The sequence below is a fragment of the Streptomyces neyagawaensis genome, assembly GCF_023516595.1.
GTDB classification, from domain to species: domain Bacteria; phylum Actinomycetota; class Actinomycetes; order Streptomycetales; family Streptomycetaceae; genus Streptomyces; species Streptomyces neyagawaensis.
Genome location: NZ_JAMGBG010000034.1, coordinates 63,630 through 86,935 on the forward strand (window position 1 = coordinate 63,630; position 23,306 = coordinate 86,935).

Consider the following 23,306-nt stretch of genomic DNA (forward strand, 5'->3'; position numbering starts at 1 on the left):
CGGACCCACCCCTCCCGTCCCTGGTCGGACCATCGCGCGTCTGCGCTTACGCTCGAAGCATGAGTCTGCGTCTGAGCACCGTGATCCTGCCGTACCTCCGCTGGCACGACGGCGGCCGCACCACCTGGCAGCGGGCCGACCAGCTCGGGTTCCACACCGCGTACACATACGACCACCTGTCGTGGCGGACCTTCCGGGACGGGCCGTGGTACGGCGCCGTACCGACCCTGACCGCCGCGGCCGCGGTCACGGACCAGCTGCGGCTCGGCACCCTGGTGACCTCGCCGAACTTCCGCCACCCGGTGACCCTCGCCAAGGAACTGATCTCCCTCGACGACATCTCCGGCGGCCGGATCACCCTCGGCGTCGGCGCGGGCGGCACCGGTTTCGACGCCACCGTGCTCGGCCAGGAGCCGTGGACACCGCGCGAGCGCGCCGACCGGTTCGCCGAGTTCGTCCCCCTGCTCGACCGGCTGCTCAGGGAGGACTCCGTCTCCTTCGAGGGCGACTACTACTCGGCCCACGAGGCGCGCAACATCCCCGGCTGCGTCCAGCGCCCCAGGCTGCCCTTCGCGGTGGCCGCCACCGGCCCTCGCGGCATGAAGCTGGCGGCGCGCCACGGACAGGCGTGGGTGACCACGGGGGACCCCAAGCTGTTCGAGACGGGCACCCCGGAACAGTCCGTGCAGGCCATGCGCGGGCAGATCGAGAAGCTGGCCGACGCGGCCGCCCAGATCGGTCGGGACGCCGCCGGGATCGACAAGGTGCTGCTCACCGGCTTCACCCCGGACCGCGGCCGTCCGCTGGAGTCGCTCGACGCGTTCGTGGACTTCGCCGGCCGCCACGCCGAGCTGGGCTTCACCGACATCGTGATCCACTGGCCGATCCCGGACTCCGACTTCGCGGCGGACGAGAAGGTCTTCGAACGCATCGCCATGGAGGCCCCCGCCCAGCTGTCCTGAACCCGCCGGTCAGCCGCCGCGGCCAGGAAGGCCACGGCGGCTATCGGCGCAGGTCGAGACATGTGCACAGGACAGGCATCACTCACCTGTGCGGGCGCCCGCACGGCCGTGCACGCATATGCGCGACAATGGGGTCCGTGACCTCAGCGACGAGACAGCCCGAGACCCCGGCCCCGACCGTCCCGCCGCGGCTGATAGCCACGGACCTCGACGGCACCCTGCTCCGAGACGACAAGTCCGTCTCCCCGCGTACGGTCGCCGCCCTGGCGGCCGCCGAGCAGGCCGGCATCGAGGTCTTCTTCGTCACCGGGCGCCCGGCCCGCTGGATGGACGTCGTCAGCGAACACGTCCACGGCCACGGCCTCGCGATCTGTGGCAACGGAGCAGCCGTCGTCGACCTGCACGGCGGCCCCGGCACCCACCGTTTCGTCAAGGTCCGCGAACTGGCGCGGGAGAACGCGCTCGATGCCGTCAGGCTGGTGCGGGACGCAGCGCCGGGCACGGTCTACGCCGTCGAGCAGACGTACGGCTTCAACCAGGAGCCCGAGTACCCGAAGCTTCACATGGAGATCCCCGACATCCTCGCGTCGGCCGAGAAGCTGCTGGCCCCGGGCGGTGTCGCCGATCACGAGCCGGTGCTGAAGATCCTCGCGTACCACCCCTCGATCGACCCCGACGACTTCCTCGCCACCGCCCGCCTGGCCGTCGGCGACCGCGCCACCATCACCCGGTCCAGCCCCAGCGCCCTGCTGGAGATCAGCGGCCCGGGTGTCTCCAAGGCCAGCACCCTCGCCCTGTGCTGCGCCGAGCGCGGTATTTCGCACGAGGAGGTCGTCGCCTTCGGCGACATGCCGAACGACGTGGAGATGCTCACCTGGGCCGGCCAGTCGTACGCCATGGGCAACGCGCACCCGGACGTCCTCGCGGCCGCCTCCGGCCGAACCGTCGCCAACAACGAGGACGGCGTCGCGGTCGTCATCGAACGCCTGCTGGCAGAGCGGCCGTAACCGAGGCGGAGCGCCGTGGCTACAGCCGCACCCCGTGCTTCAGCAGCCACGGCACGGGGTCCACGCCCGACCCCAGCTCCGGCGTGACCCGTACCTCGAAGTGCAGATGCGGACCGGTGGAGTTCCCGGTGGTGCCCGACTGACCGATCCACTGACCGGGCGCCACCCGTTCGCCCTGGTCGACGGTGACGGCGGCGAGGTGTGCGTACTGGGTGTAGTAGCCGTCCGGGTGCTGGAGCACGACCTCGATGCCGAAGGCACCGCCGCACGACACTTTCACCACCCGCCCGACCCCCACCGCCCGCACCGGTGTGCCGATGGGTACCGCGAAGTCCTGCCCGGTGTGCCGGCTGGACCAGCGCTCACCACCACTGCCGAAGCCGGCGGAGAGCTCGTACGACTCCACCGGCGCGACCCACGGTCGTGTACGGCCCTGGTTCGGCTGTTCCAGGCGGACGGCGCCCCGGCAGGAGCCGGCCGCGACGGACGCGTCGGCCTGCCCCTGGAGCGTCCACTGGGCCTGTTCGAGTTTCCGCTGGATGTCCTGCTTGATCTCGCCGAGTTCGGAGTTCCGCTTCTCCAGCCGCCCCCACGCCGTCGCGGCCCTCGCCTTGCCCGCGGCGAACCGCGCCTCCGCGCGCCGGCTCCTCGTGACCGCCTTGTCGAGCGCCAGATCGGCCTGCCGTCCGGCTCGCTGCCCCCGCATGAGCTCGTCGGGATCGTCCGCGAGGAGCATCTGCGCGGTGTAAGGCATCCCGCCGCCCTCGCGGTACTGGGCCCGGGCGATCCGGCCGAGGTCGGCGTGGAACGCGGCGAGCTGCCGCCGTTCCCGCCCGAGCAGCTTCTCCATCCGCTGAGCCTGCACCCCTTGCCGATCCGCGGCCCTCCGCCCGGCCTCGTACTGCTGCGTCGCCACGGCCGCCTCCTCGAACAGCCGCGCCACCTGGGCACTGACCCCGGCGTCAGCGGGAACAAAAGCCGGGCTCACTCCGCCGTCACCGCCGCCGACACCGCCACTCTCGGCGGCTGTCGGCCGAGCCGCGAGAACCGCGGCGGCACACAGCAGCACGGCGACGAGAACCCGATGGCGGCGAAGTGAACGCATGCCGCGATCGTGGCCCGCGCCGGAGACCGTGGTCATGTCCGGGGCGTCCAGCCGGGGGACATCCTGCCCTGGATGGACCAGGTCGACTGCTCCGAACAGGGGCCCGACACCATCGCGTTCGGCGAGGATCCTTGCGCAAGCCCCACGCACGTACGGCACCTGACGCGGCGCCAGCCTCGACAGCGCCCGAGACCGCACGCGAACGGGGGCGCTCCGCCCCTGGTCAGAGGCTCAAGCCCTGACCAGCAACTCCCCCGCCGCCTCTCGCTCGACCATCGCACGCAAGGGGCCGTCCACCGAGGTCAGTTCGGCGTAGGTCCCGCGCTGCGCGACGCGCCCCTCCGCCAGTACGACGACCTCGTCCACGGCGTCCAGCCCGGCCAGCCGATGGGTGATCAGCAGGGTCGTCCGGCCCTCGGTCGCGGCCAGCAGATCGGCGGTGAGCGCGTCGGCCGTCGCCAGGTCGAGGTGTTCCGCCGGTTCGTCCAGGACGAGGACGGGGAAGTCGGCCAGCAACGCCCGGGCGAGGGCGAGCCGCTGACGCTGGCCGCCGGACAACCGCGCCCCGTGCTCACCGATCAACGTGTCGAGTCCGTCGGGCAGTCCGTCGACCCAGGCGAGCAGCCGTGCCCGCGCGAGCGCGTCCCTCAGGTCCTCCTCGTCGGCGTCCTTGCGGGCCAGCAGCAGGTTCTCGCGCACGGAGCTGTCGAAGAGGTGCGCGTCCTGCGCGCACAGCCCCACGAGGCGCCGTACGTCGTCCCCGTCGAGCGTGGAGGCGTCCGCGCCGCCCAGCGTGTACGTCCCCTCGCGCACATCCAGGAACCGCAGCATCACCTGGGCGAGCGTCGTCTTGCCCGCACCCGAGACACCGACAACGGCGACCCTCCGGCCCTGTTCGAGGGTGAGGTCCAGCCCTGCGAGCGCATCCCGTTCCTGGCCCGCGTACCGGGCACCGAGCCCTTCGAGTCGCAGTGGGAAGGGCGACACCGGCGGCTTCGCGGGCTGTTCCGGCTCGCGGACGGGGTCAGGGGCATCCAGCACCTCGTAGACCCGCTCCGCGCTTCTGCGCACCCGCTGGCGGAACTGGGCCGCGAGCGGCATGCCGAGCACCGCCTCGAACGCGGCGAGCGGGGTGAGCACGACGACGGCCATGGCCACACCACTCAGCCGTCCGTCGCCGACCGCCCGGGCTCCCAGCAGTGCGGTGCCGGTGACGGTGAGCCCCGACACGAGCGCCGTCAGACCGTCGCCGATCGCGGTGGCGGTGGCGGCGCGTGAGGCGATCCGGGTGAGGACCCGGTCGGCCCGCTTCGCCTCGGCGGTGCGAGCGGGCAGGGCGCCGGCGACCGTCAGCTCGGCGGTGCCGCTCAGCAGGTCGGCCACGCGGGTGGCCAGCACGCCACGGGCGGGCGCCAACCGCTGCTCGGCCCGCCGGGCCACGGCTCCGGTGATCAGGGGCACCCCGGCCCCGGCCGCCAGCAGCCCGGCGGCGAGGGCCGCACCGGCCTCGGGCAGCAGCCAGGCGGTGAACCCGACGGAGGCGGCGGACACGGCCACGGCCGCACCGGCCGGCAACAACCAGCGCACCCAGTAGTCCTGCAGAGCATCCACATCGGCGACGAGCCGTGAAAGCAGGTCGCCCCGCCGCACCCTGCGCAGCCCGGCGGGAGCCAGGCGCTCCAGTCGCCGGTAGACGGCCACCCTGGCGTCGGCGAGCATCCGCAGCACGGCGTCGTGGGACACCAGCCGCTCCGCGTACCGGAACACGGCCCGCCCGATCCCGAACGCCCGCGTGGCGGTCACCGCGACCATCAGATACAGCACCGGAGGCTGCTGCGAGGCCCGCGAGATCAGCCACCCGGACGTCGCCATCAGTCCGACGGCGCTGCCGAGGGCGAGGCTGCCGAGCAGCAGGGCGAGAGCGAGGCGGCCCCGGCGGGGGCCGGCCATATGACGGACGCGGGTCAGCACGCCGCCCTGCCGTTCGAGCGGGAGGGACACAGAAGGCACGGCGGCCGCCGCCGCTTCCGGCTGGTCGGGGCGGCGGGGCGCAGTCGCTTCTGCACGGTCGGCGGAGGGTGCCACGGCGGACACCGCGGCCTCCTCCAGGCGGACCACCCGGTCCGCGACGTCGAGCAGCGCCGGTCGGTGCACCACGAGGAGGACGGTCCGGCCAACGGCCAGCCGCCGTACCGCTTCCACGACCTCCGCCTCGGTCTCCCCGTCCAGCGAGGCCGTCGGCTCGTCGAGGAGCAGAACGGGCCGGTCCGCGAGGAAGGCCCGGGCGAGCGCGAGCCGTTGCCGCTGGCCGGAGGAGAGACCGGCGCCGTCCTCGCCAAGTACCGTGTCGACCCCGGCGGCCAGCGCGTCCACGAACTCCAGCGCTCCGGCGTCGGCCAGCGCCCGCCGCACCGCCGCGTCGTCCGCGTCCGGCCGGGCCAGCCGTACGTTCTCGGCGATGGACCCGGCGTACAGGTGGGGGCGCTGCGGCACCCAGGCGACCCGCGAGCGCCACTGCTCCATGTCGAGCATGGCGAGATCGGCTCCGCCGACCGACACGGTGCCCGCAGTGGTCCTGGTGAACCCCAGCAGGACGTTCAGGAGCGTGGACTTGCCCACCCCGCTCGGCCCGACGATCGCCACTGTCTCACCGGGCGCGACGGTCAAGGACACATCGGAGACGGCGTCGTACGAGCGCCCGGGGTACCGGACCGTCACCCCCTCGAAGCAGATGTCACCGGAGGGCGGGACCGTCCCCGTGCCGGACGCCGGGACCGGTGTCTCCAGGACCTCGAAGATCTCCTCGGCCGCCGCGAGCCCCTCGGCGGCCGCGTGGAACTGGGCACCCACCTGTCGGAGGGGCAGGTAGGCCTCGGGCGCCAGGACGAGGATGACGAGTCCGATGTACAGATCCATCTCGCCGTGCACGAGCCGCATGCCGATGGTGACCGCGACCAGCGCCACCGAGATCGTCGCCAGCAGTTCCAGAGCGAAGGACGACAGGAACGCGATCCGCAGCGTACGCATGGTCGCCTGCCGGTACTCGCCGGTGATCCTTTTGATCGACTCGGCCTGCGCCTTGGCCCGGCCGAACACCTTGAGCGTCGGCAACCCGGCCACGACGTCGAGGAAGTGCCCCGAGAGCCGTGACAGCAGGCGCCACTGGCGATCCATCTGGGAGCGGGTGGCCCAGCCGATGAGCACCATGAAGATCGGGATCAGGGGCAGAGTGCCGACGATGATCGCAGCCGACACCCAGTCCTCGGTGACGATCCGCGCGAGCACCGCCACGGGCACGACCACCGCGAGGCCCAACTGCGGCAGGTAGCGCGAGAAGTAGTCGTCCAGCGCGTCGACGCCGCGAGTGGCGAGGGCGACCAGCGAACCCGTGCGCTGGCCGCTGAGCCAGCCGGGCCCGAGTGCGACGGCTCGTTCCAGAAGTCGGCCTCGAAGCTCCGACTTCACGGCCGCACTCGCACGATGAGCAGCCAGCTCGGTGAGCCACGAGACGACGGCCCGTCCCATCGCAACTGCCACCAACAGCAGCAGGGGAGTGCCGAGTTCACCGACGGTCAGCCCGTGCTGGAAGGCACCGACCACCACCTCGGCGATGAGCATCGCCTGCGCGATGACGAGCGCGGCCCCGACGGCACCCAGGCCGATGACGGCCGCGAGGAAGAGGCGGGTCGCTCGCGCGTACCGCAGCAGTCGTGGGTCGATCGGTTTCACGTGAAACACCCTTTTCTCAGCGGGCATGTTTCACGTGAAACATGCCCCTTCGACCACAGGGGGTGTGTTTCACGTGAAACATCGCGAACCACACCCCTGGGGCCCAGACTCAGTGCGCCGGCTCGGCGATGTGCTGCGTGCCGATCCGCTTGCGGAACACCCAGTACGTCCAACCCTGGTAGAGCATCACGATCGGCGTGGCGACGGCCGCACACCAGGTCATGATCTTCAGGGTGTACGGACTCGACGAGGCGTTGGTGACCGTCAGGCTCCAGTCCTCATTCAGCGAGGACGGCATGACGTTCGGGAAGAGCGTCAGGAAGAGCATCGCGACGGCCGCCACGATGGTGAGACCGGACAGAGCGAACGCCCAGCCCTCACGGCCCGCCCGAACGGCGACCAGCGCTGCCACAAGCGCGGCGACCGCGACGATCACCGCGACCAGCGAGGCGCCGTCACCCTTGTCGATCTGCGTCCAGAGGAGGAACAGCAGCACCAGTCCCGCCGTCACGGCCCCGACCCTCAGGGCCAGCTTCCGGGCTCGTTCCCTGATGTCCCCGACGGTCTTGAGCCCGACGAACACCGTCCCGTGGAAGGTGAACAGCGTCAGCGTGACGAGGCCGCCCAGCAGGGCGTACGGGTTCAGCAGGTCGGCGACGCCGCCCACGTACTCGAAGTCCCGGTCGATCTTGACGCCGCGCACGATGTTGGCGAAGGCCACACCCCATAGGAAGGCGGGCAGCAGCGAGGTCCAGAAGATCGCGGTCTCCCAGTTGCGCTGCCACTTCTCCTCGGGCCTCTTGGCCCGGTACTCGAAGGCGACACCGCGGACGATCAGGCAGACCAGGATGAGCAGCAGGGGCAGATAGAACCCGGAGAAGAGCGTGGCGTACCACTCGGGGAAGGCGGCGAAGGTCGCGCCGCCCGCCGAGAGGAGCCACACCTCATTGCCGTCCCAGACGGGCCCGATGGTGTTGATGAGGACCCGCTTCTCCGACCGGTTCCGGGCCAGCAGCCGGGTGAGGACACCGACCCCGAAGTCGAAGCCCTCCAAGAAGAAGTAGCCGATCCACAGGACCGCGATGGCGACGAACCAGACGTCGTGAAGTTCCATGACTGAGCAGCTCCCTCGGCCTAGTACGAGAAGGCCATCGGCTTGTCGGCGTCACGGGAGTCGCCGCCGATCTTCGTGGGCGGGTTGAGGTCGGCCTCCGTCAGTTCGGGCGGCCCGGCCTTGACGTACTTCACGAGCAGCTTGACCTCGACGACGGCAAGGATCGCGTAGAGCGCGGTGAAGACGATCATCGAGGTGAGGATCTCGCCCTGCGAGACACCGGGGGAGACCGCGTCACGGGTCCGCAGCACGCCGTAGACGACCCACGGCTGACGTCCCATCTCGGTGAAGATCCAGCCCCAGGAGTTGGCGATCAGCGGGAAGCCCAGGGTGAGGATGGCGATCCGCCAGTACCACTTGGTGAGGGTGGGGCCGAGGGCCCGGCCCGGCAGGAGCGAGAGGTGCGGCACCTCGTCGTCGCCGACCCTGAGGTGCTGCGGAAGCAGGAACTTCTTTCGGGTCAGCCAGAGCCCGACGGCGCCGAGGGCGAACGATGCCATCCCGAAGCCGATCATCCAGCGGAAGCCCCAGTAGGCCACGGGGATGTTGGGCCGGTAGTCGCCGGGCCCGTACTTCTCCTGCTCGGCCTTGTTGACGTCGTTGATGCCGGGGACGTACGAGCTGAAGTCGTCCTTGGCCAGGAAGGAGAGCAGGCCCGGGATCTCGATGGCGACCTTGTTGTGGCCCTCGTCGACATCACCGACGGCGAAGACCGAGAAGGGCGCGGGCGCCTCGCCGTCCCAGAGGGCCTCGGCGGCAGCCATCTTCATGGGCTGCTGCTCGTACATGACCTTGCCCAGCAGGTCGCCGCTGATCGCGGTGAGCATGCCGCCGACGACCACGGTGACCAGGCCGAGCCGCAGCGAGGTCTTCATCACGGGGATGTGCTTCTTGCGCGTCAGGTGGAACGCGGCGATGCCGACCATGAAGGCGCCGCCGGTGAGGAAGGCCGCCGAGAGGGTGTGGAAAACCTGGGTGAGCGCCGTGTTCTGGGTCAGCACCAGCCAGAAGTCGGTCAGCTCGGCACGGCCCTTGGCCTCGTTGATGCGGTAGCCGACGGGGTGCTGCATCCACGAGTTGGCCGCGAGGATGAAGTACGCCGACAGGATCGTGCCGATGGAGACCATCCAAATACAGGCCAGATGGATCTTCTGGGGCAGCTTGTCCCAGCCGAAGATCCACAGACCGATGAAGGTGGACTCGAAGAAGAAGGCGATCAGCGCCTCGAAGGCGAGCGGAGCACCGAAGACGTCGCCGACGAAGCGCGAGTAGTCGGACCAGTTCATACCGAACTGGAACTCCTGCACGATGCCGGTGACGACACCCATCGCGATGTTGATCAGGAAGAGCTTGCCCCAGAACTTGGTGGCCTTGAGGTACTTCTCCTTCCCCGAGCGCACCCAGGCGGTCTGCAGGCCGGCCGTGAGCGCGGCGAGCGAGATCGTGAGCGGGACGAAGAGGAAGTGGTAGACGGTCGTGATGCCGAACTGCCATCGCGCCAGTGTCTCCGGCGCCAGAGCGAGGTCCACGTCTTCTCCTTACATGCCGTGGCACTGCGGCAGTAGCCCCGCCTGTTCCGTACATCACGGGGCAACCGGGACGCGCTTGTGAAAGCGTTCACATTCACAAGCAATTATGCCGCATACCCGTTCGGGCATCGATGGGCGGGGGGTCCCTCTTCCCGTGCCGATGGTCCCGTGTCGCAAATCCCTAGGTCAGAAATGTGATCAGACACAAAAGGGCCCGAGGGGGAACCTCGGGCCCGCATCCTTGACAGCCGCCTGGCCGAGGCAGACGAACCGCCCCCGGCCAGAGCTCGCTAGAGGTCCTTGCGGAACTCCGCCGTCACCTTCAGGAAGATGTCGTTCGCCTCGTCCTCGCCGATCGTCACCCGGACACCCTCGCCCGGGAAGGGCCGCACGACGACGCCGGCCCCCTCGCACGCGGCGGCGAAGTCGACCGTCCGCTCCCCCAGCCGCAGCCACACGAAGTTCGCCTGGGTGTCGGGCACCGTCCAGCCCTGGCCGCGGAGCGACTCGACGACCCGGTTGCGCTCGCAGACCAGCGAGCCCACCCGCCCGAGAAGCTCGTCCTCGGCACGCAGCGAGGCGACCGCCGCCTCCTGGGCGAGCTGGCTCACCCCGAACGGCACGGCCGTCTTGCGCAGAGCGGCCGCAACCGGCTCGTGAGCGATCGCGAAACCCACACGGAGGCCCGCGAGCCCGTACGCCTTGGAGAAGGTCCGCAGCACACAGACGTTCGACCGCTCACGGTAGAACTCGACGCCGTCCGGCACCTCGACATCCCGCACGAACTCGCGGTACGCCTCGTCCAGCACCACCAGCACATCGCTGGGCACCCGGTCGAGGAACCGCTCCAGCTCGGCCCGGCGGACAGCCGTCCCGGTCGGGTTGTTGGGGTTGCAGACGAAAATAAGCCGGGTCCGGTCGGTGATCGCGGCCGCCATCGCGTCCAGGTCGTGCACCTCGCCCGACGTCAGCGGCACCTGCACGGACGTCGCCCCGCTGATCTGCGTGATGATCGGGTACGCCTCGAACGACCGCCAGGCGTAGATCACCTCGTCGCCCGGCCCCGCGGTCGACTGGATCAGTTGCTGGGCGACACCGACCGAGCCCGTACCCGTGGCCAGGTGCGTGAGCGGCACCCCGAAGCGGTCCGACAACTCGTTCATCAGCCCGGTGCACGCCATGTCGGGGTACCGGTTGAACGACGCGGCCGCGCCGGTCACGCTCTCCAGCACGCCGGGCAGCGGCGGATAGGGGTTCTCGTTGGAGGACAGCTTGTACGCCACCGGACCGCCCGCCGCGGCCGGCTTGCCGGGCTTGTAGGTGGGGATACCCTCCAGCTCGGCTCGCAGCTTGGGGCTCGTCTCGCTCACCGCAGTCCTCCTCGTCGACGTAATGCTTCTCACCTTATGAGGATTCGGCGCGCCTGCGAATGGGTGTGGGCAACGAGGTCCGTCACTGTCGTTTCACCTGCATCACGGGCATCAGCGCACGAAGGGGAACAAAGCGGGGGCGCGCTGCTCACAAACGCACGCGCCGGTGGCTCGCGCCGTAGCGCGCATCACCCGTGCAGGTGAGTTGAGACCTCTTCGAAACATGAGCCACTTGGCAGGCTCATGCGTGCCGACAAGTAGCGTACTGATATTAGATCGTTCAACTCCCTTGCATTGCAAGGCAATTGGATATGGTTGACCTTGCAGAAACGTACCTGTCAACGGGTGCATATGCGTCCGCACTACCCCACCGCATGAGCCCTACTATCGGCTCGCCATGACAGCAGCAGGGAAGCACCAGGTGAGCCGGGCGGAAACTCCCCGCCGAGGCAGCCGGTCGGGCCGGGCGGGCATCCGAGACGTGGCCGCCGCCGCCGGGGTCTCCATCACGACCGTTTCCGACGCCCTCAACGGCAAGGGCCGGCTCCCGGACGCCACCCGACGCCATGTACGCGAGGTCGCGGACCGACTTGGCTACCGCCCTTCGGCGGCGGCTCGAACCCTGAGAACGGGCAAGTCCGGCCTCATCGGCCTGACCGTGACCACGTACGGGGATGAACCTTTCACCTTCACCGAGTTCGCGTACTTCGCGGAGATGGCGCGAGCGGCCACCTCGGCCGCGCTCGCCCGGGGCTACGCCCTCGTCATCCTGCCCGCGACCTCGCGCCACGACGTGTGGTCCAACGTGGCCCTGGACGGCACGGTGGTCATCGACCCGTCCGACCAGGACCCGGTGGTCAGTGAGCTGGTCCGCCAGGGATTACCGGTGGTCTCCGACGGCCGCCCGGCCGGAGCCCTGCCGGTCACCGCGTGGGTCGACAACGACCACGAGGCCGCGGTCCTCGGCATCCTCGACCACCTCGCCGACGCCGGCGCCCGCCGGATCGGCCTCCTCACGGGCACGTCGACGGACACGTACACCCATCTCTCGACGACCGCATACCTGCGTTGGTGCGAGCGTGTGGGCCAGGATCCGGTGTACGAGGCCTACCCGGCGCACGATCCGTGCGCGGGAGCCGTCGCAGCCGACCGGCTGCTGGCCAGGCCCGACCGCCCGGACGCGGTCTACGGCCTCTTCGACCCGAACGGCACCGATCTCCTCGCCGCGGCCCGGCGCTACGGCCTGCGCGTCCCGGACGACCTGCTCCTCGTGTGCTGCAGCGAGTCCGCCGTGTACGCCACCACGGAGCCGCCGATCACCACGCTCTCGCTGAAGCCGCGCCGGATCGGCACGGCGGTGGTCCAGCTCCTCATCGACGCCATCGAAGGGGTCGAATCGGACCAACCGGTCGAGCAGGTGATACCGACGGAGCTGATCGTGCGGACCTCGTCCGAGCGGCGTTCGCCGCGTACGACAGTCAGTCCGCCACGATCACCCGAAGAGGGTTGACGCCCGAGCTGAGGGCCCGAACGCGAATTGGGCGGGGAGAGCCCCGCCCAATTCGGGAGAAAACCGTGGTGAACTCGGGCCCCGCGCCATTTCACCACCCCTGGGTCATCACATGGCGCGATCCGCATTCCTATGATGGGCGGACGACACCGCGGGCCGCTGCGACCAGGCAGTCCGATGCGGTGCAGATGCGGCGCGATGGTGGTGGAGGGGTCGATGACTCAGGGGGCCGGTCAGGGACCCGAGGTGCGGACGCCGACGGTGCGTGATTTCCGCGTGCCCGCGTACGTCCACGAGGCCGGTCCGTACGGACACACCACACAGCCCGGCCAGACGGGCGATCCCGCCGAGACCATGGAGTACCCCGAGGGGTACACCCCCACCCAGCGGGACCTTCCGGTGATCAACCGGGGTGACACCCTTCAGGTGACCATCGACCCGGAGGCCGTGGCCGCCGAGCAGCCCTCCGGCAGGCCGGGCCCGCTGTTCGTCGTCGGTGACGTGCACGGCTACCTGGACGAGCTGATCGCCGCTCTGCGGGAGAAGGGCCTCGTCGACGCCGCGGGCAACTGGTCGGCGGGCACCGCCCGACTCTGGTTCCTCGGCGACTTCACCGACCGCGGCCCGGACGGCATCGGTGTCATCGATCTCGTGATGCGCCTGTCCGCCGAGGCCGCGGCGGCCGGCGGCTACTGCAAGGCCCTCATGGGCAACCACGAGCTGCTGCTGCTCGGCGCCAAGCGCTTCGGCGACACACCCGTCAACTCGGGCGCCGGCACCGCCACCTTCCAGGCCGCGTGGCTCCTCAACGGCGGCCAGAAGACCGACATGGACCGCCTCCAGGACCACCACTTGCAGTGGATGGCCCGCCTCGACGCCATGGAGGAGGTCGACGGCCACCTCCTGGTGCACTCGGACACCACCGCCTACCGCGACTACGGCGACTCCATCGAGGCCGTCAACGACACCATCCGCGAGACGATCACCCGCAACGACGCGGACGAGGTCTGGGACCTCTTCCGCAAGTTCACCCGGCGCTTCTCGTTCCGCGACGAGGGCGGCGCCGACGCCGTGCGCTCCCTGCTCGACGTCTACGGCGGCACACGCATCGTCCATGGCCACAGCCCCATCCCGTATCTCCTGGGCGAGGTCGGCTCGGAGGACGGCGAGGACGGGGCGGGCCCCTCGGTCGAGGGGCCGTACATCTATGCGGACGGTCTGGCGGTCGCCATGGACGGCGGCGTGACGATGGCAGGAAAGCTGCTGGTCCAGCAACTCCCGCTGCAGAGCTGATCCCCTCTCGGGCCGGCCTCCTCCGTCGAAAGAGTTCGCCGGCCAGGGTCCAATTTCTTCAAACCCCCTGTCACCGCCCGCCGTCACCGCTCTACCATCGGCTTATCCGTAGCAGGCTCCCCTCCGTTTCTGCCCGACGGCTCGTCAGCATGCCGAGCCACAAGCCCTACGGAGCATCGGGGGATGCACATGAACAGCGTTCCGCAGCACCTCCTCAGTGAGGACCGCCAGGAGTACGAGCGGATCCTCGGCGAGGCGCTGCGCTCCGCGCCGTACCGTCCGGAATTCGCCGCAGGCCTGCAGCGGCTCAACCCCGAACAACTGCGCACCATGGCTCTCAACGCCACGGCCATCATCACGGCGGCCGCGGCGACTGAGTACGAGTACTACGTCAAGGCCCGCGACGAACTGCGCAACCCGCCACCGGCCCGCACCACTTCCTCAAGCACGGCGTCCGGCTCCACCGAGCCCGACGGGACGGCGGTGGGCCTCGTGGCCGCCATGGGCGAGGTCGGCGAGGCCGCCGGAGCGGGCGCGGGTGCCGTGGCCGCCGTGCTCGCCCCCGTGCTCGCCGGCACCGCCGCGGTGATCTTCCTGCTCGTCGGCTACATCATGAAGGTGCTCGACCCCGATCGGGCGATCGCCGAGACGCTCCTCACGACCGGTTGGGTCTTCGGCGCGGTCACGGCGGCGGCGATTCTCGTGGCCGCCGTCGGCCTGCTGCTCACCGCCCTGCGCAACGGCGCCACCGCCCTGGAGGACCGTGGAGCACGCGACGAGTTGAACGAAGAGGTGACCCGCGCCAAGGAGGCATGGCGTGACGCCCTCCTGCAGCGCGGCATCCTGCCGTTCCTCCGGGACGCCCTGGCCCACCCGGACCCCGCGGTGCTGGGCGAGCCGGACCGGCCGACTCCGCCCAGCCGCATGCCGCACCTGGGCTACAACCGGCCCAACTTCACCAGCCCCGGCAGCGGCTCCTCCGGTTCCCGTCCCAGCTTCACCAGCCCGGACTTCAGCAGCCCGGACTTCGGCGGCCCGGAGCACCAGCCGGAGTGACCCGCCCGGCCCGGGCCGCCGCCCGGAACCCACCGGGGCGGCGGCCGCCTGACGCTCAGCGGTGTCACCCGCACGAGTGCCGGCGGTCGCGTTCGCCGCGGTCGGCCGACCGCCACGGTCACGCACCCGGCGCCGGCGGCCCGCGTACAGCCGACGGTCAAGGCGGCCCTGTGCCGGTGGAGGGTCCCCACCCGCGCCACCGCCCGACCGGCTGACGTCTGCGGACTCCTCAGTCCGCGAGCGGCAGATAGACCCGATTCCCGGCCTGCGCGAACTCCTTGGACTTCTGTGCCATGCCCTCCTCGATCTCAGCCTGCGAGGTGCCGTGTTCGCGGCGGATGTCCTGGGAGATCTTCATCGAACAAAACTTCGGGCCGCACATGGAGCAGAAGTGAGCCGTCTTGGCCGGCTCCGCCGGGAGCGTCTCGTCGTGGAACTCGCGGGCCGTGTCGGGGTCGAGGGCCAGGTTGAACTGGTCCTCCCAGCGGAACTCGAAGCGGGCGTCCGACAGCGCGTCGTCCCACTCCTGTGCGCCCGGGTGTCCCTTGGCGAGGTCCGCCGCGTGGGCCGCGATCTTGTAGGTGATGACGCCCGTCTTGACGTCGTCACGGTTCGGCAGACCCAGGTGCTCCTTGGGCGTGACGTAGCAGAGCATTGCGGTGCCCCACCACGCGATCATCGCGGCGCCGATGCCTGAGGTGATGTGGTCGTACGCCGGCGCGACGTCCGTGGTCAGCGGGCCGAGCGTATAGAACGGAGCTTCATCGCAGATCTCCTGCTGAAGCTCGATGTTCTCCTTGATCTTGTGCATCGGGACATGGCCCGGGCCCTCGATCATCGTCTGTACGTGGAAACGCTTCGCGGTCCGGTTGAGTTCCCCGAGCGTGCGCAACTCCGCGAACTGGGCGGCGTCGTTGGCGTCAGCGATCGAGCCGGGCCGCAGACCGTCGCCGAGCGAGTACGTGACGTCGTACGCGGCGAGGATCTCGCACAGTTCCTCGAAGTGCTCGTAGAGGAACGACTCCTTGTGGTGGGCCAGACACCAGGCGGCCATGATCGAGCCGCCGCGCGAGACGATGCCGGTCTTGCGGTTGGCGGTGAGCGGAACGTACGCCAGGCGCACACCCGCGTGGACCGTCATGTAGTCCACGCCCTGCTCGGCCTGCTCGATGACCGTGTCCTTGTAGATCTCCCAGGTCAGTTCCTCGGCCTTGCCGTCGACCTTCTCGAGGGCCTGGTACAGCGGCACCGTGCCGATCGGCACGGGGGAGTTGCGCAGCACCCACTCGCGCGTGGTGTGGATGTTCCGCCCGGTCGACAGGTCCATGACCGTGTCGGCGCCCCAACGGGTTGCCCAGGTCATCTTCTCCACCTCCTCCTCGATGGAGGACGTGACCGCCGAGTTGCCGATGTTGGCGTTGACCTTCACCAGGAACCGCTTGCCGATGATCATCGGCTCGATCTCCGGGTGGTTCACATTCGCCGGCAGCACCGCCCGGCCCGCCGCGATCTCCTCACGGACGACCTCGGGCGAAACGTTCTCGCGTACCGCCACGTACTCCATCTCAGGAGTGATCTCCCCGCGCCGCGCATACGCGAGCTGCGTAACGGCCCGGCCGTCACGGCTGCGCCGCGGCTGGCGCGGCCGCCCCGGGAACACCGCGTCGAGATTCCGCAGGCCCCCACGCGGTGAGGTGTGCTTGATGCCGTCGTCCTCGGGGCGGACAGGGCGACCCGCGTACTCCTCGGTGTCGCCACGGGCGATGATCCAGTTGTCGCGGAGAGGGCTGAGGCCCCTCCTGACATCGGTCTCGACGGTCGGATCGGTATACGGACCGGAGGTGTCGTACAGGGTGACGGACTGGCCGTTGGTCAGGTGCACCTGACGGACCGGCACCTGTAGATCGGGGCGCGAGCCCTCGATGTACGCCTTGTGCCAGCCGATGGACCTGTCAGTCCCCGCAAGCCGTACAGCCTGGGGATTGGCGTCCTGCTGTGAGGCATTTGCCCCGTCTGTCTGACTGGAGGCAGACGTGCGTGTGTCCTCGATGGTCATGAGACCTACTCCCTACGCCGGCATTACCCGGTAACAGGTTCAGCGGTCGACGCAGCGATTTCCGTCCGCCGATGTTCCACGTGAAACATCGCGTCTACGGAGGTCAGCGCCCTCTCAGCCCGGTGCTCCGAGCTCCCGCGTGTGCAAAGGTGTCTCCACGCTAGCGTCCGATGTGGCGCGGTGAACAGTGGGCCTCGCTCGTTCTTGCGATGATCGGTCGGTGACCACGATGCAGCAGCCTCCGCCTCCCCCCTCCGAGCCGCCCCACGGCCATGGCCCTGGGAACGGGCACGGCCATGGCTCCGGCGGGGGTCAGGGATACGGCTCCGGAGGGGGAAACGGCCCCGGTGACGGGCACGGACAAGGCCCGTCCTCCGGGGGTGGCCACGGCCACTCCCACAGTCACAGCCACGGCCCGGCCGCGCCTGTGTCCCAGCACCTGCGCAAAGTGATCGCGGCGGTACTGATCCCCTTCGCCACCGCGGTCCTCGTGGGCCTCGTCGTCCTGTGGCCCGGCGGTGCACCGCCGCACGAGCGCACCGGTGTGGGCTTCGACCGGCAGACCCAGTCAGCCACCGTCACCAAGGTTGAGGAGGTCGACTGCGCCTCCGTGAACGCCTCGGGCGTGCCGCCCACCGGTGACACGTCCACCGCCGAGGGGTCGTCCGCCCAGCAGCAGGAGAAGGGCACCTGCAAGAAGGCGACGGTGCGCGTCGACACCGGCAAGGACAAGGGCCGTACGTTCACGGAGATCGTCCAGCCCGACCAGTCACGGCAGTTGAAGGAGGGCCAGGAGGTTGTCGTCGCCTACGAGCCCGCCGCGCCCAAGGATCTGCAGTACTCGGTCACCGATGTGAACCGTAAGTTCCCCATGGCGCTGCTCGCAGGGATCTTCGCGCTCGCCGTCGTGGTGGTGGGGCGCATGCGCGGAGTCATGGCGCTGGTGGCCCTGGCGATCAGCTTCCTGGTGCTGACGTTCTTCATCCTGCCGGCCATCCTTCAGGGCTCGAACCCCCTGGTGGTGGCGGTGGTCGGGGCGAGCGCCATCATGCTGATCGCGCTCTACATGTGCCATGGCCTCTCGGCCCGCACCTCGGTCGCGGTGATCGGCACCCTGATCTCTCTGCTGCTGATCGGCCTGCTGGGTTCGCTGTTCATCGACTGGGCCGTGCTGACCGGGAACACGGATGACAACACCGGTCTGATCCACGGCCTGTACCCGGAGATCGACATGAGCGGCCTGCTGCTCGCGGGCGTCATCATCGGTTCCCTCGGTGTCCTCGACGATGTGACGGTCACCCAGACCTCGGCGGTCTGGGAGCTGCACGAGGCCAATCCGGCGATGGGTTGGCGCGGGCTGTACCGCGCGGGCATCCGCATCGGCCGCGACCACATCGCCTCGGTGGTCAACACGCTTGTCCTCGCCTACGCCGGCGCCGCTCTGCCGTTGCTGCTGCTCTTCTCGATCGCGCAGAGCAGCGTCGGTACGGTCGCCAACAGCGAGTTGGTCGCGGAGGAAATCGTGCGCACCCTCGTCGGGTCGATCGGTCTGGTCGCCTCCGTGCCGGTGACCACCGCTCTCGCCGCGCTGGTCGTCTCGGCCGACCGCCCGGGCACCTCCGCGGCGGCGTCCGCGGCACCCGCGGCCGCTCCGGCACGCGGGGGGAAGGGGCGCCGCCGCAAGCGCTGAAGCGTTACGGCACGGGGTGACGTACGGGTCAGCCCGCGCTCTGCTCCTCCGCCAGGATGCGGTCCAGCGCCTCGTCGAGCAGGGTGTCGAAGTCGGCGAGGGAACGCTCCTGCCCGAGCGGCACAAGCTTGTCCGTGCGGTCCAGGAAGGCCACCAGCGGCGCCGTACCCACCCGGAAGAGCGCCTGGTCGTTGCCCACCTGAAGCCGGATCAGCACCTCGCCGAAGGTCTCCGGATCGGCGGGCGCGATGTGCACGTCCCCGTCCCCGCAGGGCCGGCCCACACCGTCGATGAGCAGCTCCCTGCCGAAGGCCCAGGTCACCGGGGCGTCACCGGGCAGATGGAAAGTGAGCCGCACGGCATAGGGATCACAAGTCTCGTAGCGCAGCTCCACCGGGATGCGGAAGGAGAGTTCCTCCGACACGAGGAAGCTCATCATGACTTCTGCCTGTACCGACTCGCGCATCGCCTACCCCGCCATGTTGGTCGACTGGCCAGGAAACATCTGCCTGACGCTCCTGGAAGTTTGCTGAAAGTACACGGGAGATCACAAGGAGTGATTTTTCAGATGCTGATAGAGATCGCGAGTGTCCCTAGCAGCATTCCGATCTCGGTCTGCAACCGATGCGCTGCGGGCAGCAGCCGGTCGGCCTGGTGCACGGGAAGCGAGAGGGCCAGGGTCGCGGCGGTCGTCCCCGCGGTGATGGGAATCGCGGCGCAGACCGTCCCCAAGGCGTACTCCTGGCGCTCGACGACGGGTTCCATCCGTCCGATCCGGTCCAGGCGCCGTAGCAGCGTCTCGTTGTCACGCACTGTGTACGGCGTGATCGACTGTACGGGGTAGCGCTCCAGGTGGTCGCGGCGGGCCTCGTCGCCGAGTTGGGACAGCAGGCACTGTCCGATGGCGTGCGCGTGGCCCGTCTCCCGGAAGTCGGCCCACTCCTCGACCGCGGGGGCGCTCGGGCTGTCGGCGACGCACTTGACCTCGATCTCGCCGTCCCGGTAGATCGCGAAGTACACGGGGGCGCCGATGGTGTCCCGCCAGTGCGCCAGGGCCTCGTCGACCGTGCTGCGACGTTTCTGCTGCGCTCCGCTGCTGCTCAGCCGTTCCGCGGCCTCGCCGAGGAAGAACAGTCCTTTCTCCCGGCGGAGATAGCCCTCGTGTACCAGGGTGCGCAGCAGGTGGTACGCCGTGGGCAGGGCGAGCCCGGCGTCCCGCGCCAACTGTTTGGCCGGTGCTCCGTGTTCTCGCTCGGCGACGGCTTCCAGCAACCGCATCGCCCGCTGCACGGAGCCGATGAGGGTCCCCGACTGCGGGTCGGGCACGCTCGGTGGGGCCACCGGGGCTGACGGGCGCGCTCCTCGCCCCGACCGGTGCGCCGGAGGCGGTGCTGCGGGCCGGGCGGGTTCGGTGGCCGGCTCCGACTCGGGCGTGGGTGCCGACACCGTCGCTGACGATGCCCCGGGCGGCGGCGCGGACGTCTGTGGCGCGGGCGACGGTGGGGGCACCGTCCGGGGGGCCGGAGGGGGTTGTGTGGGGCGGGTGGTGTCCTCGCCCGGTGAGGTGCGCGGCTGAGCCGGAGGCGCGGCGGGCTTCGAGGGGGTCGCGCGCGGTTGGGACGGGGCCGTACGCGGCTGCGACGGCGGGGCGGGCAGTTCGGCGCGGCGGGTGCGCGGGTGCCCGGGGGCGCCGACCAGCGGCGTCGATCGAGGGCCCGGTTGTGCGGGTGGGCCGGCAGCCGGTGTGGACAGGGAGCGCGGCCGGGCCGGTGGGAAGAGGGGTTCTGCGGGTGCGGTGTCAGCCGTGGCCAAGGGTCACTCCCGAAGCGCGAGGAGGGCCGCCCGTGCGGGGAACACGGGAGGAGGTGCGCCGCCCGCGGGGCGGAGCCCGCGACGAGTTCCCGGACTCTAGCCGCCCGCCACCACCCGCAGACGGCCCCGACGGGAAACTTCCCCCGGCCGAGGGAACCTCACGTTCCTGTTACCGCCGCGCCCTGACCAGCCCTCACTCACTCACGCCTCAGCAGTTCCCCCGTGCTGACGCGTCACCAGTCGCTGCGGGACGACGAGCTCGCCGTGAACTTCCTTACGACATAGATGAGTCCGCCGACCAGGGCCACGAAGACCAGCACCTTGAACAGCAGGCCGAACACGACCTGGAGGATGCTGACCAACAGCCCGCCGAACACGACCAGGGCGATGACCGGCACCGCGATCCACTTCACCCACCACGGCATCCCCGCGAAGATCTCCCGCATCGCCTTGCTCCTTGTCTCCGCCCGTGGCCCTCGTTCGGGCACTGGTTCCGGGTCCCTTCATGTCCTGCCATCGATGCTAGGGCCGCGCAGGGGGCGTCCGGGGGCTTCGCACCCCTTGTCCGTCCCTGATCGTTCCCCTAGGGAACCCGGAAGTGGAGCTCAGCCCTCCGGCGGAGAGAACACCACCACGACCCGGAGATCCTCGGTGATGTGGTGGAACTTGTGGGCGACCCCGGCGGGCACGTAGACCACGCTGCCCCGCGCCACCTGCGTGGTCTCCAGGCCGACCGTGAGTGAGGCCCGCCCGCTCACGACGAGGTACACCTCGTCCTGGCTGTGCGGCCGCTGAGGGTCGAGCTCGCCCGCGTCGAGCGCGTAGAGACCGACCGACATGTTCCGCTCGCGCAGGAACTGCAGATAGGCACCGTCGTTGGCGGCGCGCTCCGCCTCCAGTTCATCCAACCGGAATGCCTTCATCGACTTTGTCGCCCCTGCCCGGTGCTCGTACCGATCCGTTCTGCCACGATCAGACACATGATGAATTTCCTAGTCAAGACGATCGCCAACGCGGGCGCACTGGCCGTCGCCGTCTGGTTGCTCGACAAGATCACGCTCACCGGGGACAGCACGGGCAAGAAGGTCGGCACGCTGCTGCTGGTGGCGCTCGTCTTCGGCCTGGTGAACGCCGTGGTGAAGCCGCTCGTCCAGCTCTTCACGCTGCCCCTTTTCATAGTCACCCTGGGCCTGTTCACGCTGGTGGTGAACGCCCTGATGCTGCTGCTCACCTCCTGGCTGGCCGACAAGCTCGATCTGAGCTTCCACGTGGAGGGCTTCTGGACCGCTGTCCTGGGCGGCCTGATCATCTCGATCGTCTCCTGGGCACTCCACCTCGTCCTGCCCGACGCCGACTGAGGCCTTGAGATGACCTACCGCGTCTGTTTTGTCTGCACCGGCAATATCTGCCGCTCGCCGATGGCCGAGTCCGTCTTCCGCGCCCGTACGGAAGAGGCCGGACTCGACGGTCTGGTCGAGGTCGACAGTGCGGGCACCGGTGGCTGGCACGAGGGCGAGCCGGCCGATCCGCGTACCGTCAGCGTCCTGGAGGCCCACGGCTACGGCAGCGGCCACACCGCGCGACAGTTCCATGCCTCGTGGTTCTCCCGCCTCGACCTCGTCGTCGCCCTGGACGCGGGTCACCTGAAGGCGCTGCGCCGCCTCGCGCCCACCCCACAGGACGCGGACAAGGTCCGCCTTCTGCGCTCCTACGATCCCGCCGCGGGTGACGACCTCGACGTTCCCGACCCCTACTACGGTGGCATGGACGGCTTCGAGGAGTGCCTCGAGCTGGTGGAGGCCGCGAGCGAGGGTCTTCTGACCGCCGTACGCGAGCAGGTGGAAGGACATGCCGCATGAGTGAGGAGAACCCCGTCCCGGATCTGGGCGAGGGCACACGAGCCGTCCGCGTCGGGCTGCCCGAACCCGTCAAGCATGAGCCGACCCTTCCGGGCCCGGTCTTCGCCGCCCACTACCACCTGCCGGGCGACCCCACCGGCCCGTACGCGTACGGGCGGGACCAGAACCCCACCTGGACCCTCCTGGAGCGTGCCATCGGGGAGTTGGAGGCGCCCGGCCGGGAGGAGGTCGAGACGCTCGCCTTCGCCTCGGGCATGGCCGCGATCTCCGCGGTCCTCTTCTCCCAGCTGCGCTCCGGAGACGTCCTCGTCCTGCCGAGCGACGGCTACAACGTGCTGCCCCTGGCCGGTGAGCAGCTGCGGTCGTACGGCGTCGAGGTGCGCAGCGCCCCGACCGGCGGCGACGCCCAGCTCGATGCCCTGGACGGCGCCAAGCTGCTGTGGGTGGAGACGCCGTCCAATCCGGGGCTCGACGTGTGCGACATCCGCCGACTCTGCGAGGCGGCGCACGAGCGGGGCTGCCTGGTCGCTGTCGACAACACCCTGGCGACTCCGCTCGGGCAGCGGCCGTTGGAGCTGGGCGCGGACTTCGCGGTGGCCAGCGGCACCAAGCAGCTGACGGGGCACGGTGATGTGCTGCTCGGTTATGTGGTCGGGCGCGATGCCGGGCTGATGGCCGCCGTACGGCGCTGGCGCAAGATCGTCGGAGCTATCCCCGGCCCGATGGAGGCCTGGCTCGCGCACCGTTCCCTGGCCACGCTCCAGCTGCGGGCCGACCGGCAGAGCACCAACGCCCTGGCCGTCGCCGAGGCACTGAAGGGGCACCCCGAGGTGACCGGGCTGCGGTATCCGGGACTGGGGGACGATCCGTCCCACAAGATCGCCTCGCAGCAGATGCGGCGCTACGGATGCGTCGTCTCGTTCTCGCTGCCCACGCGCGCGCGTGCCGACCGCTTTCTCGACGCGCTGCGTCTCGTGGACGACGCCACGAGCTTCGGCGGGGTGCGGTCCACGGCCGAGCGGCGCGGACGGTGGGGCGGGGACGCGGTGCCGGAAGGCTTCATCCGCTTCTCGGCCGGCGCGGAGGACACCGACGACCTGGTGGCGGATGTACTGCGGGCCCTCTCCGTGGCTACCGGCTAGTACTCCGCTACGTACAACGGACGGTCCGAGCCTCCCCCCTCGTGGCTCGGACCGCCCCGGTTCCGCGCGCGA

The 23,306-nt window shown here is 69.9% G+C and carries 19 protein-coding genes; 9 read left to right on the forward strand and 10 right to left on the reverse strand.

The features are described 5' to 3' along the window. The first annotated feature begins 59 nt into the window (after positions 1-59). Positions 60-962 carry an LLM class flavin-dependent oxidoreductase gene (locus tag M8J73_RS17180; RefSeq protein WP_055538025.1) on the forward strand — a complete coding sequence of 301 codons (903 nt, stop codon included), beginning with the start codon at positions 60-62 and terminating at the stop codon, positions 960-962. A 137-nt stretch (positions 963-1,099) separates the two neighbouring features. After that, positions 1,100-1,969, forward strand: a complete 870-nt coding sequence (locus tag M8J73_RS17185) for a Cof-type HAD-IIB family hydrolase (RefSeq protein WP_055538029.1) — start codon at positions 1,100-1,102, stop codon at positions 1,967-1,969. A gap of 19 nt (positions 1,970-1,988) precedes the next feature. Here M8J73_RS17185 and M8J73_RS17190 read toward each other — a convergent pair whose 3' ends face one another. The 5 genes from M8J73_RS17190 to hisC all read right to left on the reverse strand — a co-directional run bounded on the left by M8J73_RS17190 (position 1,989) and on the right by hisC (position 10,816). Further along, positions 1,989-3,074: a M23 family metallopeptidase gene (locus M8J73_RS17190; protein ID WP_055538028.1), complete on the reverse strand. Its 1,086-nt coding sequence runs from the start codon at positions 3,072-3,074 to the stop codon at positions 1,989-1,991. 231 nt (positions 3,075-3,305) lie between these two features. Next, entirely contained in the window at positions 3,306-6,803 is a 3,498-nt protein-coding gene (gene cydD / locus M8J73_RS17195; protein WP_055538024.1) for a thiol reductant ABC exporter subunit CydD, read from the reverse strand. A 109-nt stretch (positions 6,804-6,912) separates the two neighbouring features. Next, positions 6,913-7,917, reverse strand: a complete 1,005-nt coding sequence (cydB, locus tag M8J73_RS17200; RefSeq protein WP_055538023.1) for a cytochrome d ubiquinol oxidase subunit II — start codon at positions 7,915-7,917, stop codon at positions 6,913-6,915. A 20-nt stretch (positions 7,918-7,937) separates the two neighbouring features. Continuing rightward, on the reverse strand, positions 7,938-9,446 hold the full coding sequence (locus M8J73_RS17205; RefSeq protein WP_055538022.1) for a cytochrome ubiquinol oxidase subunit I: 1,509 nt from the start codon (positions 9,444-9,446) through the stop codon (positions 7,938-7,940). 290 nt (positions 9,447-9,736) lie between these two features. Beyond that, positions 9,737-10,816, reverse strand: a complete 1,080-nt coding sequence (hisC, locus tag M8J73_RS17210) for a histidinol-phosphate transaminase (RefSeq protein ID WP_055538021.1) — start codon at positions 10,814-10,816, stop codon at positions 9,737-9,739. Between the two features lie 397 nt (positions 10,817-11,213). Between hisC and M8J73_RS17215 the strand changes: the two genes are divergently transcribed. The 3 genes from M8J73_RS17215 to M8J73_RS17225 all read left to right on the forward strand — a co-directional run bounded on the left by M8J73_RS17215 (position 11,214) and on the right by M8J73_RS17225 (position 14,675). Beyond that, a complete protein-coding gene (locus M8J73_RS17215; RefSeq protein ID WP_079054745.1) occupies positions 11,214-12,326 on the forward strand; it encodes a LacI family DNA-binding transcriptional regulator in 1,113 nt (370 codons plus the stop codon). 201 nt (positions 12,327-12,527) lie between these two features. Continuing rightward, the gene (locus tag M8J73_RS17220; RefSeq protein ID WP_249828785.1) at positions 12,528-13,619 is read left to right on the forward strand and encodes a metallophosphoesterase; all 1,092 of its coding nucleotides are present in this window, start codon (positions 12,528-12,530) and stop codon (positions 13,617-13,619) included. A 183-nt stretch (positions 13,620-13,802) separates the two neighbouring features. Further along, positions 13,803-14,675: a hypothetical protein gene (locus tag M8J73_RS17225; RefSeq protein WP_055538018.1), complete on the forward strand. Its 873-nt coding sequence runs from the start codon at positions 13,803-13,805 to the stop codon at positions 14,673-14,675. Between the two features lie 229 nt (positions 14,676-14,904). On the opposite strand, the gene thiC is transcribed toward M8J73_RS17225, so the two are convergent. Continuing rightward, positions 14,905-16,731 carry a phosphomethylpyrimidine synthase ThiC gene (gene thiC / locus M8J73_RS17230; RefSeq protein WP_055538017.1) on the reverse strand — a complete coding sequence of 609 codons (1,827 nt, stop codon included), beginning with the start codon at positions 16,729-16,731 and terminating at the stop codon, positions 14,905-14,907. 220 nt (positions 16,732-16,951) lie between these two features. Between thiC and M8J73_RS17235 the strand changes: the two genes are divergently transcribed. Further along, positions 16,952-18,421: a YibE/F family protein gene (locus M8J73_RS17235; RefSeq protein ID WP_055538016.1), complete on the forward strand. Its 1,470-nt coding sequence runs from the start codon at positions 16,952-16,954 to the stop codon at positions 18,419-18,421. 28 nt (positions 18,422-18,449) lie between these two features. On the opposite strand, the gene M8J73_RS17240 is transcribed toward M8J73_RS17235, so the two are convergent. The 4 genes from M8J73_RS17240 to M8J73_RS17255 all read right to left on the reverse strand — a co-directional run bounded on the left by M8J73_RS17240 (position 18,450) and on the right by M8J73_RS17255 (position 21,156). Then, complete coding sequence (locus M8J73_RS17240; RefSeq protein WP_055538015.1) at positions 18,450-18,887, reverse strand: SsgA family sporulation/cell division regulator; 438 nt, start codon at positions 18,885-18,887, stop codon at positions 18,450-18,452. A 98-nt stretch (positions 18,888-18,985) separates the two neighbouring features. Continuing rightward, positions 18,986-19,711, reverse strand: a complete 726-nt coding sequence (locus M8J73_RS17245) for an IclR family transcriptional regulator (RefSeq protein ID WP_055538027.1) — start codon at positions 19,709-19,711, stop codon at positions 18,986-18,988. 755 nt (positions 19,712-20,466) lie between these two features. Next, positions 20,467-20,679 carry a DUF5326 family protein gene (locus M8J73_RS17250; RefSeq protein ID WP_055514548.1) on the reverse strand — a complete coding sequence of 71 codons (213 nt, stop codon included), beginning with the start codon at positions 20,677-20,679 and terminating at the stop codon, positions 20,467-20,469. 159 nt (positions 20,680-20,838) lie between these two features. Then, positions 20,839-21,156: a cupin domain-containing protein gene (locus tag M8J73_RS17255; RefSeq protein WP_033530837.1), complete on the reverse strand. Its 318-nt coding sequence runs from the start codon at positions 21,154-21,156 to the stop codon at positions 20,839-20,841. A 57-nt stretch (positions 21,157-21,213) separates the two neighbouring features. On the opposite strand from M8J73_RS17255, the gene M8J73_RS17260 reads away from it, so the two are divergent. From M8J73_RS17260 to M8J73_RS17270, 3 genes are read left to right on the forward strand one after another with little or no spacing between them, the layout of a single operon-like run. Continuing rightward, positions 21,214-21,591 (forward strand): phage holin family protein, encoded by a 378-nt coding sequence (locus M8J73_RS17260; RefSeq protein ID WP_055537177.1) that lies wholly within the window; start codon positions 21,214-21,216, stop codon positions 21,589-21,591. Positions 21,592-21,600: 9 nt separating this feature from the next. After that, positions 21,601-22,092, forward strand: coding sequence for a low molecular weight protein-tyrosine-phosphatase (locus M8J73_RS17265; protein WP_055537176.1), 492 nt, complete (start codon positions 21,601-21,603; stop codon positions 22,090-22,092). Then, positions 22,089-23,234, forward strand: coding sequence for a cystathionine gamma-lyase (locus M8J73_RS17270; protein ID WP_055537175.1), 1,146 nt, complete (start codon positions 22,089-22,091; stop codon positions 23,232-23,234). The genes M8J73_RS17265 and M8J73_RS17270 overlap by 4 nt, the downstream gene beginning before the upstream one ends. Positions 23,235-23,306: the final 72 nt, after the last annotated feature.

Coding starts and splice junctions, on each gene's coding strand:
- M8J73_RS17180 (WP_055538025.1), top strand. CDS start 60: ATGAGTCTGCGTCTGAGCACCGTGATCCTGCCGTACCTCCGCTGGCAC.
- M8J73_RS17190 (WP_055538028.1), bottom strand. CDS start 3,074: ATGCGTTCACTTCGCCGCCATCGGGTTCTCGTCGCCGTGCTGCTGTGT.
- cydB (WP_055538023.1), bottom strand. CDS start 7,917: ATGGAACTTCACGACGTCTGGTTCGTCGCCATCGCGGTCCTGTGGATC.
- M8J73_RS17215 (WP_079054745.1), top strand. CDS start 11,214: ATGACAGCAGCAGGGAAGCACCAGGTGAGCCGGGCGGAAACTCCCCGC.
- M8J73_RS17225 (WP_055538018.1), top strand. CDS start 13,803: ATGCACATGAACAGCGTTCCGCAGCACCTCCTCAGTGAGGACCGCCAG.
- thiC (WP_055538017.1), bottom strand. CDS start 16,731: ATGACCATCGAGGACACACGCACGTCTGCCTCCAGTCAGACAGACGGG.
- M8J73_RS17240 (WP_055538015.1), bottom strand. CDS start 18,887: ATGCGCGAGTCGGTACAGGCAGAAGTCATGATGAGCTTCCTCGTGTCG.
- M8J73_RS17250 (WP_055514548.1), bottom strand. CDS start 20,679: ATGCGGGAGATCTTCGCGGGGATGCCGTGGTGGGTGAAGTGGATCGCG.
- M8J73_RS17255 (WP_033530837.1), bottom strand. CDS start 21,156: ATGAAGGCATTCCGGTTGGATGAACTGGAGGCGGAGCGCGCCGCCAAC.
- M8J73_RS17260 (WP_055537177.1), top strand. CDS start 21,214: ATGATGAATTTCCTAGTCAAGACGATCGCCAACGCGGGCGCACTGGCC.
- M8J73_RS17265 (WP_055537176.1), top strand. CDS start 21,601: ATGACCTACCGCGTCTGTTTTGTCTGCACCGGCAATATCTGCCGCTCG.
- M8J73_RS17270 (WP_055537175.1), top strand. CDS start 22,089: ATGAGTGAGGAGAACCCCGTCCCGGATCTGGGCGAGGGCACACGAGCC.